This window comes from Thiothrix nivea DSM 5205, from assembly GCF_000260135.1.
Classification (GTDB): domain Bacteria; phylum Pseudomonadota; class Gammaproteobacteria; order Thiotrichales; family Thiotrichaceae; genus Thiothrix; species Thiothrix nivea.
In genome coordinates this window covers 1110588-1123390 of sequence record NZ_JH651384.1, presented here as the reverse complement: position 1 = coordinate 1123390, position 12803 = coordinate 1110588, and the positions used below count along the sequence as shown (strand labels likewise).

Annotated in this window: 13 protein-coding genes; 9 read left to right on the top strand and 4 right to left on the bottom strand. The window is 53.5% G+C overall.

The genetic code is table 11. The features are described 5' to 3' along the window. Nucleotides 1-15: 15 nt before the first annotated feature. Genes pstB through pstC form a run of 3 tightly spaced genes read right to left on the bottom strand, consistent with a single transcriptional unit; the run spans nt 16 to nt 3604 of the window. Nucleotides 16-918, bottom strand: a complete 903-nt coding sequence (gene pstB, locus THINI_RS05805; protein ID WP_002707721.1) for a phosphate ABC transporter ATP-binding protein PstB — start codon at nt 916-918, stop codon at nt 16-18. Nucleotides 919-922: 4 nt separating this feature from the next. Further along, nucleotides 923-2203, bottom strand: a complete 1281-nt coding sequence (gene pstA / locus THINI_RS05800; RefSeq protein ID WP_002707720.1) for a phosphate ABC transporter permease PstA — start codon at nt 2201-2203, stop codon at nt 923-925. 12 nt (nt 2204-2215) lie between these two features. Then, complete coding sequence (gene pstC / locus THINI_RS05795) at nt 2216-3604, bottom strand: phosphate ABC transporter permease subunit PstC (RefSeq protein WP_002707719.1); 1389 nt, start codon at nt 3602-3604, stop codon at nt 2216-2218. A 327-nt stretch (nt 3605-3931) separates the two neighbouring features. Here pstC and THINI_RS05790 point away from each other — a divergent pair, with 327 nt between their 5' ends. From THINI_RS05790 to cas2, 9 genes are all read left to right on the top strand, one after another. After that, nucleotides 3932-6184 carry a CRISPR-associated helicase/endonuclease Cas3 gene (locus THINI_RS05790; RefSeq protein ID WP_002707718.1) on the top strand — a complete coding sequence of 751 codons (2253 nt, stop codon included), beginning with the start codon at nt 3932-3934 and terminating at the stop codon, nt 6182-6184. A 12-nt stretch (nt 6185-6196) separates the two neighbouring features. Beyond that, on the top strand, nt 6197-6865 hold the full coding sequence (gene cas5c, locus THINI_RS05785; RefSeq protein WP_002707717.1) for a type I-C CRISPR-associated protein Cas5c: 669 nt from the start codon (nt 6197-6199) through the stop codon (nt 6863-6865). Further along, a complete protein-coding gene (gene cas8c / locus THINI_RS05780) occupies nt 6862-8622 on the top strand; it encodes a type I-C CRISPR-associated protein Cas8c/Csd1 (protein ID WP_002707716.1) in 1761 nt (586 codons plus the stop codon). Before cas5c ends, cas8c begins: the two co-directional genes overlap by 4 nt. Further along, on the top strand, nt 8619-9506 hold the full coding sequence (gene cas7c / locus THINI_RS05775) for a type I-C CRISPR-associated protein Cas7/Csd2 (RefSeq protein ID WP_002707715.1): 888 nt from the start codon (nt 8619-8621) through the stop codon (nt 9504-9506). The genes cas8c and cas7c overlap by 4 nt, the downstream gene beginning before the upstream one ends. A 6-nt stretch (nt 9507-9512) precedes the next feature. Beyond that, a complete protein-coding gene (locus THINI_RS05770; RefSeq protein WP_002707714.1) occupies nt 9513-9737 on the top strand; it encodes a type II toxin-antitoxin system MqsA family antitoxin in 225 nt (74 codons plus the stop codon). After that, on the top strand, nt 9734-9922 hold the full coding sequence (locus tag THINI_RS25055; protein ID WP_002707713.1) for a hypothetical protein: 189 nt from the start codon (nt 9734-9736) through the stop codon (nt 9920-9922). Before THINI_RS05770 ends, THINI_RS25055 begins: the two co-directional genes overlap by 4 nt. Continuing rightward, nucleotides 9919-10551 (top strand): CRISPR-associated protein Cas4, encoded by a 633-nt coding sequence (gene cas4 / locus THINI_RS05765; protein WP_002707712.1) that lies wholly within the window; start codon nt 9919-9921, stop codon nt 10549-10551. Before THINI_RS25055 ends, cas4 begins: the two co-directional genes overlap by 4 nt. Then, nucleotides 10548-11582 carry a type I-C CRISPR-associated endonuclease Cas1c gene (gene cas1c, locus THINI_RS05760; RefSeq protein WP_002707711.1) on the top strand — a complete coding sequence of 345 codons (1035 nt, stop codon included), beginning with the start codon at nt 10548-10550 and terminating at the stop codon, nt 11580-11582. Before cas4 ends, cas1c begins: the two co-directional genes overlap by 4 nt. Nucleotides 11583-11660: 78 nt before the next feature. Beyond that, on the top strand, nt 11661-11951 hold the full coding sequence (cas2, locus tag THINI_RS05755) for a CRISPR-associated endonuclease Cas2 (protein ID WP_002707710.1): 291 nt from the start codon (nt 11661-11663) through the stop codon (nt 11949-11951). 36 nt (nt 11952-11987) lie between these two features. Here the strand turns inward: cas2 and THINI_RS05750 are convergent, their stop codons facing one another. Then, nucleotides 11988-12431 carry a DsrE family protein gene (locus THINI_RS05750; protein ID WP_002707709.1) on the bottom strand — a complete coding sequence of 148 codons (444 nt, stop codon included), beginning with the start codon at nt 12429-12431 and terminating at the stop codon, nt 11988-11990. Nucleotides 12432-12803 lie beyond the last annotated feature (372 nt).

Here is a 12803-nt window from a genome sequence, read left to right as displayed (position 1 = left end):
ATACCCCGTGCCGCCTTAGCCGAAGCGGCCTGTGATGTAATTTTCAGTTAATTGATGCTGCGGATTGGTAAAGACCGTTTTGGTGTCATTCACTTCAACCAGATAACCCAGATGGAAATAGGCGGTGCGTTGTGAAATACGCGCGGCCTGTTGCATCGAGTGGGTGACAATGCAAATGGTAAAGCTTTGGCGCAATTCGTCAATCAGTTCTTCGATGGTCGCGGTCGCAATCGGGTCAAGCGCAGAAGTGGGTTCATCCATCAGGATCACTTCCGGGCTGACGGCGATGGTGCGGGCGATGCACAGGCGCTGCTGTTGGCCGCCGGACAGGCCAGTGCCAGGGGATTGCAGACGATCTTTTACTTCCTTGAACAGACCAGCTTTTTGCAGGCTGGATTCCACAATGTCATCCAGTTCGGCGCGGTTGGCTGCCAACCCATGCAGGCGCGGGCCATAGGCTACGTTGTCGTAGATGGATTTGGGGAACGGGTTCGGCTTCTGGAACACCATGCCGACGCGGGCGCGCAGCAGTACCGGGTCTTGCTCCTTGGCGTAAACGTCTTCGCCATCCAGCACCAAGCTGCCGGTGACGCGGCAGGACGGGATGGTGTCGTTCATGCGGTTCAGGCAGCGCAGGAAAGTGGATTTGCCGCAACCGGAGGGGCCGATCATGGAAACGACTTCATTCTTGCCGATGTCAATATCGACGCCGAAAATGGCCTGTTTGGTGTCGTTGTAGAAAACATCCACGTTACGGCAGGCAAACTTGGGGTCATTGACCAGGGGTTTGCCCACAGTTTTGGTGTGCTTGAGTTCCTCAACAACCTTTTCGATGTCGACGATGGTTGTGTTGTCGACAGCCTTGTGGGCAACGGGTGCTGTGGCTGAATGGTTCAGGATTGCGGTTGCTTCTGTCATGGTCTTACCAACGTCTCTCAAATTTCTTGCGTAACAGGACTGCCAGCAGATTCATCAGAATCAGGAAGGCAAGCAGTACAATAATGGCTGCGGATGTGCGCTCGGTGAAGGCGCGTTCGGGGCTGTCCGCCCACAAATAAATTTGTACCGGCAGGGCGGCGGCAGGGTCGGTAATGCCGCCCGGTACGTCGATGATGAAGGCTACCATGCCGATCATCAGGAGTGGAGCAGTTTCGCCCAGTGCTTGTGCCATGCCGATAATGGTGCCGGTGAGGATGCCGGGCATCGCCAGCGGCACGACATTCTGGAATACGGTTTGGGTACGGGAAGCCCCCAGCCCCAACGCGCCTTCGCGGATGGAGGGTGGAACCGCTTTCAGCGCCGCGCGGGTGGCAATAATAATGGTCGGCAGGGTCATCAGCGTCAGCACCAGGCCGCCCGCCAATGGCGCGGAACGTGGTACGCCAAAGAACTGGATGAAAATTGCCAGCCCCAGCAAACCGAATACGATGGAAGGTACCGCAGCCAGGTTGTTGATATTGACCTCGATCAGGTCAACCCAGAAATTGTTTTTCGGCGCGAATTCTTCCAGATAAATCGCCGCCGCCACCCCAATCGGGAAGGACAGGAACAGCGTCACCAGCATGGTGTAGAAGGAACCCATCAGTGCGCTGAGGATACCCGCCTGTTCCGGCTCGCGTGAATCGCCGCTGGTGAAGAAGGTGGTGTTGAAACCGGTGCTGATGCGGCCATCCGCTTGCAGCTTGTCCAGCCAGGCAATCTGGTAATCCTTGATGCGGCGGTCGGCTTCCGGCAGATTGCGGCCAGCGTCGTTTTTGTAGAAGACATCAATGTCATCGTCCGCCAGGAACTTCACCGCCTGCTGGCTGCCGATCAGGGATGGCTCTGCCATGACCATTTCTTGCAGGCGGAACGGCGCGTTGGAACTGACCAGTGCTTTCAGGGCGCGTTTCTGCTGGCGCTCGGTCACGTCCGGGAACAGGGTTTGCAGGCTGTCCTGCACCACCTTGCTGTAGTTGGCGTTGCGTAACGTCTGTGGTGTTGCATCAGCAGTAACGCCGAGGGTTTCCGCATCCAGCTTCACATCCAGCTTGATGTAAGTGCTGGAAAAGGCTGGCAGACCCTTGCTGAAAATGTTCACCATCAGGATCGCCAGGAACAGGATGCTGATCACAATCGACATCATGCCGTAAAAGCGGAAGCGCTTCTCGCGGGCGTAACGCTTCGCCAGCCCGGCTTTGACTATTTCCGTTGTCTTGCTCATGGATGCCTCGTTTTACTCGTATTGTTCACGGTATTTGCGCACCACATGCAGCGCAATCACGTTCAGGATCAGGGTGACGATGAACAGTGTCAGGCCCAGGGCAAAGGCTGCCAGCGTTTTCGGGCTGTCGAATTCCTGGTCGCCGGTCAGCAGGGTAACAATCTGTACGGTCACGGTGGTGACAGCTTCCAGCGGATTGGCGGTCAGGTTGGCGGCCAGACCTGCGGCCATCACCACGATCATGGTTTCACCAATGGCGCGGGAAGCCGCCAGCAGGAATGCGCCGACAATGCCGGGCAGGGCGGCAGGCAGGATCACTTGTTTGATGGTTTCGGACTTGGTAGCGCCCATGCCGTAGGAGCCGTCGCGCATGGATTGTGGCACGGCATTGATGACGTCATCGGAGAGGGACGACATGAAGGGGATGATCATCACGCCCATCACCAACCCGGCGGCCAGCGCGCTTTCTGACGCTACATTCATGCCCAGGCTTTCACCCACATCGCGCAGGAAGGGCGCGACCGTCAGCGCAGCGAAGAAGCCGTAGACCACGGTTGGAATACCGGCGAGGACTTCCAGTGCCGGTTTGGCCAGCGCGCGGATTCTGGGGGTAGCGTATTCCGACAGGTAAATGGCTGACATTAAACCGAGCGGAACCGCGACCAGCAGCGCGATAAAGGAAATCAGCAGCGTACCGGCGAACAGCGGAATCGCGCCGAATGCGCCAGAACCGCCCACTTGATCGGCGCGGATGGCGATTTGTGGACTCCATTTCGTTCCGAACAGGAATTCAGTGATCGGCACGGCCTGGAAGAAACGGATCGACTCAAACAATACCGACAGGACAATCCCCAGCGTGGTGAGGATAGCGATGGAAGCGCACGCCACCATCACGTAACTGACCACCCTTTCGACCTGATTACGGGCGCGGGTTTTGGGTTTGATCATGCGCATCCCGATGAAAATGCCGCCAATCGCCAGCAGCAATACCACCACCGTTTTCGCCATCTGGCTGATGGACTGCATCCGCAGGTAATCTTCGGCGGCGGCTTGCATGGCGGGGTCGGTGGCTGTTTCCGGGCCATTCTGCACCAGGTTGAGGATGCGGTTGGTGGTCAGGCTCAACTGGTCGGCAGGCTGGCTCTGCAATTCCGCAGGCAGGTGGGTAACCATCTGGTGGGTCAGCATTGTGTTGTCAAACATAGACCACAACGCCAGCACCAGCAAGGCAGGAATGGCGCACCAGACCAGCACCAGATAGCCATAGTAGCTGGGCAGGGAATGCAAATTGTTACCGCCACGCTTGACCGGGCTGGCAATGGCCAGCGACCGCTTGCGGCCTATGTAATAGCTGAAAGCAGCAAGCGCCAGTAGCGTCAGCAGGATGGCTGGAAGACTCATGAAAACTCCTGTGGAGAATGACATCGCTCAGGTTTAGGGCTTTCAACCGGGGTCGAAGCGCTTCGGAATTGTAGGCTGCTTATATGACAGTATTGTTACATTCTGTTGAAGCTTTTACTGGGGAGGTGTTCTCAGACCCGGAATTGGCGCTGTATGGGGGGCGGCTTGACTGGAGGGGACAAAGCGGCTTTACTGATGAAATTTTGTTGAAATGTAAACAATAAAGGTCAATAATCTCAAGCGGGGGTGATATTGATCCATTTTTGCTGCGCAAAAGCGCCATTGGGTTGTGTGGTTTGCCGTCTGAATGAAATAGGGCTTGTTGTCATGAAGGAATTACGTCCGCTTGCGCATGTGCGGTTTGATGCCAGCAATCAGCCAGTTGAACATTGGCTGGATGATCACTTGCGCGATGTCGCAGAACTGGCGGCAGAATATGCTGAGTTGTTTGGCGCGGACTGGGCGCGTACTGCGGGTATCTGGCATGACCTCGGCAAATACAACCCTGAGTTTCAGCGCTACATCAGTGACAAAACAGGTTATGCTGCAAGCAATGCCCATATCGAAACCGACAACGTACCCGGCAAAGTCAATCACTCTGCTGCTGGTGCTTTGTATGCTGTAAGTAAAGATAAAAACCCCAAAAAACTATTCGGTAAAATACTTGCCTACCTGATTGCAGGCCATCACGCAGGTTTGCCCGATTGGGTAAAGGACGATGCAGACGGGCGTTCACTGGAAGAAATCCTGCAAGACGGCATTCATCTTAGTAAAGCCCTGCAAGCTAAAATCCCCGACGACATTCTGCAAGCTGGAATGCCTGCATCGGCTCCTGTTGGGGGCATTGATAACGCTGCATTGTGGATACGGATGTTGTTTTCCAGTCTGGTCGATGCAGACTTTTTGGATACCGAGCGATTCATGCAGGAAGACAAGTTTGCGCAGCGTGGGCAATATCCCGAACTGAATGAACTGTTGATTCGTTTCAACCAGCACATGGCAGCGTTTGCGGCCAAAGCGGCAGCTACCCCAGTCAACCGTTTGCGGGCGCAAATCCTGCAAGATTGCCGGGAGGCGGCGGCGAAACCGGCAGGTATGTTTTCCCTGACCGTGCCAACGGGAGGCGGCAAGACCTTATCAGGCATGGCCTTCGCATTGGAACACGCCATCCGGCATGGCAAGCAGCGCATCATTTATGCCATCCCGTATACCAGCATCATTGAGCAAACAGCCAATATCTACCGAAATATTTTCGGCAATTGCGTGATTGAACATCACAGCAACCTTGACCCCGATAAAGAGGACTACCAAAGCCGTTTGGCGGCAGAAAACTGGGATGCTCCCATTATCGTCACAACCAACGTGCAGTTGTTTGAATCGCTGTTTGCCAGCCGTACCAGCCGTTGTCGCAAGCTGCACAACCTGGCGAATAGTGTGATTGTGCTGGATGAAGCCCAGTTATTGCCGCCCGAATTTCTGAATCCAATTTTGGGGGTGATGAAAGCACTGGTTGAACATTATGGCGTGACTTTCGTACTGTCTACGGCGACCCAGCCAGCTCTACACATTTATCATGATGCCTTTGGGGGCACGGTGGTTAAAGGCTTTGAGGCGGGCCAAATCAGTGAAATCATGCCAGATCCGGCGGCGCTGTTTGCTGCATTGGAGCGGGTCAAGGTCGAATTGCCGACGGATTGGGTGGCTGAACGTTCCTGGGAAGATTTAGCGGTGGAAATTGCCGAACTGGATTCAGTGCTGGTTATCGTCAACACCAAAAAGCAGGCGGCGGAGCTGTGCCGTCTATTGCCTCCCGATACTTACTATCTGTCTACCAATTTGTGTGGGGAACATCGCTCTGAAAAGCTGCAAGAGATCCGGCAACACCTGCAAAATGGCGAAGCGGTGCGGGTAGTCAGTACGCAACTGATTGAGGCCGGGGTTGATGTGGATTTTCCAGTGGTTTATCGGGCATTGGCTGGGCTGGATTCGATTGCTCAGGCGGCAGGGCGTTGTAACCGTGAGGGTAAGCAGGCTGGGAAAGGGCGGGTTGTCGTGTTTGTGCCTCCCTTAAACGCCAAATTGCCAGGGCATTTAGGGCGTTCAGTCACTGTTTGCCGTTCATTGCTTCAGACGTTTACCCAAGCTCCATTGCATCATTCCCACTTCAAAACCTACTTTGAGCATTTTTACGCGCGGGCAGAATCACGGGATAAACACGGCATTGTCGATTTGCTTGCCCGGAACGCGCGGGAATTGAAAATCCAGTTTCGCACCGCTGCCCAGCGTTTCCGGCTGATTGATGATGCAGGGTTTGCAGTGTTGGTGACATACGGCGAAGGGACAAAGCTGATTGCCCAACTGAAAGCGATTGGCCCGAAACGCGACCTGATGCGCAAGTTGCAACGCTATACCGTGACGGTGCGCGAACGGGATAAAAACCGGCTGGTGCAGGCTGGTGACATCCGTGAACTGCCCAATTTGCCGGGCGTTTATGAGCAAACTACGCCGGGAATATACGATTTGAAACTTGGTTTATTGGTGGATGGTGTGTCATTGTCTGCCGAATCCTTATACATCTGAGGTGATGTCAGTATGCAAACATTTTGTTTGGAAGTTTCAGGTGATTTTGCCTGCTTCACCCGACCGGAAATGAAGGTGGAGCGCGTGTCTTACGATGTCATCACGCCTTCTGCTGCCCGTGCCGTGTTTGAGGCCATTTTGTGGAAACCCGCCATTCGTTGGCAGGTGCGTCGCATTGAGGTTTTAAAACCGATTCGCTGGATCAACTTGCGGCGTAATGAGGTTGGCGGAGTGGTGCCAGCAGGTGCGGTCAAGTCTGCGATGAAACACGGCAAAGGCCAGTTGAGTTTGTATGTGGAAGAAGAGCGCCAGCAACGGGCAGGCTTGTTTCTGCGGGATGTGCGTTACCGTCTCCATGCTGATTTTGAAATGCTGGATAACAACTCGGCGAACAACCCGGTCAAGTTTGCCGAAATGTTTAAACGCCGTGCCAGCAAGGGACAATGCTTCAATCAGCCGTACCTGGGTACTCGTGAGTTTTCCTGTGATTTCCGTTTGGTTGAAGATGCCGAAAACATAGAGATTCCAGCGGAATTGCAAGGCAGGCGTGAGTTGGGCTGGATGTTGTATGACATGGATTTTACCGATGCCAATAACCCAATGCCACGATTCTTCCAGGCCAGCATGGACGATGGTGTGATCCAGGTTCCTGCATGGGACAGTGAGGAGGTGCGCGGATGATCCTGCAAGCGCTCTACGATTATTACCAGCGTAAGTCTGCCAGCCCTGATTCTGCATTGGCTCCGGCAGGTTTTGAATACAAGGAAATTCCCTTTATTCTGGAAATTAGCGCCGATGGCAAGCTGGTGCAGATTGAAGATACACGCACGGGTGATGGCAAAAAGAAACGCGCCAAGTCCGAGCGTGTCCCCCAAGGTGTTAAAAAGACATCAGGTGTAGCTGCCAATCTGTTATGGGATAACGCCGAATATGTTTTGGGAGTTGACACCAAAGGCAAACCGGAGCGGGTGAAGGAGCAACAAGCTGCTTTTGCTGAACGTATCCGCCAATTGAATATTGCAGACCAGGATGAAGGGATTGCTGCTGTATTGGCCTTTTTAGGTAATCCCGACGCAGAGGTTTTACAACGGCAGCCGCAATGGGAGGAAATCGCTGCCACCAATCCAAATCTGACCTTCCGATTACAAGGGCAGCCACATCTGGTTTGTCAAAGCCGCCAAGTACAGACTGCGTTGATGAATACAGTCAGTGACGAAGGTGCGAAAGCGACGTGCCTGCTGACTGGGGATCAGGCAGAAATTGAACGTTTGCATCCTTCTATCAAAGGGGTTTGGGGAGCACAAACAGCAGGGGCAAACATCATTTCTTTCAATCTGGATGCATTTACCTCTTACGGCAAAAGCCAGAGTTTCAATGCCCCAGTCAGCAAGGAAGCTGCTTTTGCCTACACCACCGCGCTCAATCACCTGCTGGGTAAGGACTCAACGCAACGAATGCAGGTTGGGGATGCGTCCACCGTTTTCTGGGCTGAGAAAGAGCATCCATTGGAAGATGATTTCACAGCTTTGTGGGGTGCTGCGGACAACAACAAAGATGATCCTGACCGTAATACCAATGCTGTTAAGGCTTTGTATAAAGCGGTTGAAGAATATGGGCGCACCCCTGCTTTAGGTGAAGAAACCCGCTTTTTCATTTTGGGTTTAGCGCCAAATGCGGCCCGTATCAGCATCCGCTTTTGGCACACGGGAACAGTCCGCGAAGTCAGTCAGCGGATCGTTGAGCATTTTGAATTGCTCAGGATTGAACGCAGCGAACGTGACGCAGAATTCCTGCCATTGTGGTTGCTGCTAAGGTCAATTGCACTGTTGGGCAAGTCGGAGAATGTGCCGCCAAATCTGGCGGGTGAGGTTATCCGCTGCATTCTGGAGGGTTTACCTTATCCACAAACATTACTGGCTTCGGCAGTACGGCGCATCCGTGCTGAGCAGGAGGTCACTTACCCACGGGCGGCTTTGATCAAAGCCTATCTGAATCGACTTAATCCAACGGAGAAACTTGCCGTGTCACTTGATCTTGCAAACATGAATGTGGGCTATCGTTTGGGTCGCCTGTTTGCGGTACTGGAAAAAATACAGGAAGAAGCGCAACCCGGCATCAATGCCACCATCCGTGACCGTTATTACGGCGCTGCTTCCGCCACGCCAGTTACCGTTTTCTCAACCCTGATGAAACTGAAAAACCATCACCTGAGCAAAATGGACAACAAAGGCCGTGTTAATAACCTTGAAAAATTGCTAGGTGAAATCATGGCGGGCATTGCCGATTTTCCGGCACATTTGAGCCTGCCTGACCAAGGCCGTTTTGCGATTGGCTACTACCACCAGCGCCAGGATTTTTTCAAGAAACGCGAAAAAGCCACCGAAACTGAAACCACCCAAACTGAAATTGAAACCGGGGCACAAGGAGAACTGCTATGAGCCTGCAACATCGTTATGACTTCGTACTGCTGTTTGATGTAAAAGACGGCAACCCTAACGGCGATCCGGATGCAGGCAACTTGCCGCGTGTGGATGCCGAAACCGGGCAAGGCTTGGTGACGGATGTCAGCCTGAAACGCAAAGTCCGCAATTTCATTGGTCTGCTGAAAGAGGAGCAACCGCCTTACGAAATTTACGTGAAGGAAAAAGCCATTCTCAACAAACAGCATGAGCGTGCATATCAGGCGATTCCCGGTGGTACGGAATTGTTGGCTGGCGATGACAAAAAACGTAAAGGAGGCGATAAGGTGGAGGAAGCCCGTCAGTGGATGTGCCACAACTTCTACGATGTACGGACTTTTGGTGCTGTCATGTCTACCGGTGTGAACTGTGGGCAGGTACGTGGCCCAGTGCAAATGACGTTTGCGCGTTCGGTTGACCCCGTTATTGCCAGCGAGCATTCGATTACCCGGATGGCGGTAGCGACAGAAAAGGAAGCTGAAAAGCAGGATGGTGACAACCGCACGATGGGGCGCAAATTCACAGTGCCTTATGGCCTGTACGTCGCCCACGGTTTCGTTTCCGCTCACCTTGCTGACCAAACCGGGTTCTCTGACAGTGATCTGGAATTGCTGTGGCAAGCCTTGAGCAATATGTTCGAGCACGACCGTTCCGCTGCCCGTGGCGAAATGGCTACCCGTGGCCTGTATGTGTTTAAGCACGATAGCAAGTTGGGTAATGCTCCGGCCTATAGCCTGTTTGAGCGGGTGAAAGCCGAGTTGAAAGATAAAGACAGCGTACCGCGTAGTTTCAGTGATTACACCGTAACAGTTGATGCGGATAATTTGCCAAACGGCGTTGAACTGCTGACTTTGGTGGACTGATATTTCGTGGAATGCACTATTTGCAAAATGGGTGAAACCAAAGCAAGCGACATCACCGTTGCCTTGCAACGTGGGGAACTGTCCGTTTTGATCAAGAACGTTCCTGCGGAAGTCTGTGCAAACTGTGGTGAGTATTATCTGTCAGATGATATTGCTGATAAGGTATTGACGCAGGCCGAAGTCTCAGCAGCAAAGAATGCTGAAGTTGAAATTTTGAGGTTTAGGAAGTGATTAGTAATCAGCAGGTTAACAAACGTTGGCAAGCCACTCAGGTGCAAGGTTGTCCTGATGAGGTGGCGTTGGCAAAAAACCAGAGATTATTACAGCAATTGGGCGGCATTATATCAATTTCGCCTAATGGTTCGGTGAACTACAAGCGAGATGTGCAGCGTTATCTTGATAAGAAATTCAGATGACTGACCCCACCCCCATCATGCTTTCGGCGCTGCAACACTACAGCTATTGCCCGCGCCAGTGCGCCCTGATCCATCAGGAACAGACCTTCGACGACAACGTGCATACGGTGCGTGGTCATCTGGCGCACGAACGGGTGGATAGCGGCGAAAGCGGCATGGAGTACGGTGTGCGGGTGGAGCGTTCCCTGCCGTTGTTCAGCGCGCGCTACGGGCTGACGGGCAGGGCGGATGTGGTCGAGTTTCTGGCGGACGGCACGCCGTTCCCCGTCGAATACAAGCAGGGCAAGCGCCAGCAGAAAATCCACGATGAAACCCAACTGGTCGGGCAAGCGCTGTGCCTGGAGGATATGACCGGCAAGGCAGTGCCCGAAGGCGCGATTTTCCACCACAAAAGCCGTCGTCGCCGGGTGGTGGCGATCACGCCGGCATTGCGTGAATACACCCTGCGCATCATTGGCGAAGTACGCGCCCTGCTGGAGTCGGGGAAGCTGCCACCACCGGTGGATGACCGTTCCCTGTGTCAGGCGTGTTCGCTGCTGGATACCTGCCAGCCGGATTTGAGCGGTAACCGGGTACGCATTCGCCGTTTGCACGATACGCTATTTGAAACGGATGACGAGGCAGCGTGAAAAGTTTACTCAATACCCTGTATGTGTCCACCGACGGAGCCTACCTGCGGCTGGAGGGCGAAACGCTGGTGATGATGGTGGACCAGAGCAAAAAAGCGCAGGTTCCGCTGCACCATCTGGGATCAATCGTGTGCCTGGGGCGGGTGAACATGAGCCCAGCGCTGATGGCACGCAATATGGCGGACGGGCGCAGCATCGTGTGGCTGAATGAGCACGGGCGTTTTCAGGCGCGGGTGGAAGGCCCGGTGAACGGCAATATCCTGCTGCGGCAGGCGCAATTCCGCGCGGCTGACCGGGTGGAAACGGCGCTGGAGCTGAGCAAGGCGTTCACGGCGGGCAAGTTGCGCAACAGCCGCAATGTGTTGCTGCGCAGCGCCCGCGATAGCAAGGATGAGGCGGAAAAGGCGCAACTGGTGCGCGCGGCCAAGTCGCTGGCGGTCAACTTGCGCAATGTGGGTCATGCGGAGTCGGCGGATTCGGTGCGCGGGCTGGAAGGCGACGCGGCGCGGGTGTATTTCGAGCAGTTCAACACCATGATCAAGCCGCAGATGCGTGAGGAATTCGAGTACAAGGGGCGCAGCCGCCGTCCGCCGCTGGATGCGGTCAATGCGTTGATCTCATTCCTGTATTCGTTGTTACTGAATGACTGCCGTAGTGCGTTGGAAACGGTGGGGCTTGATCCGCAACTGGGGTTTTTCCATGTGGTGCGGCCCGGTCGGCCTGCGCTGGCGCTGGATTTGCTGGAGGAATTCCGCGCGGTGCTGGGCGACCGGCTGGCGCTGACCCTGATCAATCGCGGGCAGTTGCGGTCGAAGGATTTTGATTTCCGCCCCGGTGGCGCGGTGATGTTAAACGATGGTGGGCGCAAGACGGTGATCGTGGCGTATCAGGAGCGCAAGAAGGAAACCTTGCAGCACCCGGTGCTGGAAGCGCAGGTCGAGATCGGTTTGCTGCCACTGTTGCAGGCGCGGATGCTGGCGAGGTATCTGCGCGGGGATGTAGAGGCATACGTCCCGTTCCTTAACAAATGAGTGAAAAGAGTTCCTCCCCTTCCCCAACCCCTTCCCCCGCAAGGGGGGGGGCAGGGGCTATTAATTGGAGAGTGAGGTATGTTGATATTGGTGAGTTATGACGTGTCGACACTGGAGGCGGCTGGGCGCAAGCGTTTACGGCGGGTGGCGAAAGTCTGTCAGAACTACGGGCAGCGGGTGCAGAAGTCGGTGTTTGAGTGCAAGGTTGATCCCGCTACGCTGGAGATTCTGGAAGATGCTTTGCTGAAAGAAATTGATCTGGATGAGGATAACCTGCGGATTTACCGCCTGACCGAGCCACTGACCAGAAACGTGAAGGAGTTCGGCAAATTCCGGGCGACGGATTTTGATGCGCCGCTGATTCTTTAAGCCCCCGCCCTGTGTGGATGGGAGCTTTCAGGATTTTTAGAAATTAAGCACCTTGATGTCAGGTTGTAACAAAGTATCTGTTACTTCTGACGGTTTTGCCATAGTCACACCCTCAATCATGTCGTTTTGTGTTGCGCCTTTGCTCGGTAGGTACAGAGGGCAAACCTGCACGTTTGCACCCTCTTTGATCAGATTTTTCAGCAACATTTGCGGTGACTTTTTCAGTGGTTCAAAAAGAACTTCTTCGGAGTTTTTCAATACCAGATCGCCACCGCCGCTGCATAGTACGATTTGCACCTTTTTACCTTTTGTCAGAGATTGGGTGGCTAATACCATGGCCATCATTTGGGTTTGTGGTTCAGGGCTTGTCACCAGCGCTAATACACCCTGAGTTTCATCGGCAGCGTAAGTAAATGTTGATGAACAAAGGCTGGCTGCTACCACGATGGAATACATCAAAAGTTTGAGTCTAATCTTCATGACATTTGCTCCTTAAGAAAGAGACGACATATGTAGCTTTGGAATTTTTATTTTTTATCCACACCTCCTTTGTTATTATGGTAGTTAATATATCCAGTCAAACCGATGATAAATATCAATTAACAGAATCACTGAATGGCATTATTCTCTCCATCTATATTCAGGCTAAATAACAATGCTTTATTAATATTGTTGTGGTATAATTTCCTTGCTCTAGCTAGCCGCGAACCCTTAGCGATGGCAAATTTGCGGAGTAGTTCGCGAAAATTTAAATGATTGATTTTATGAGGGTATTTTTCATGAGTTTTGTGCGTGAACTTGTTTTTCTTCCCGTGCCTCCAAGGTTCGCGCAATCTTGCAAAATATCTTTTA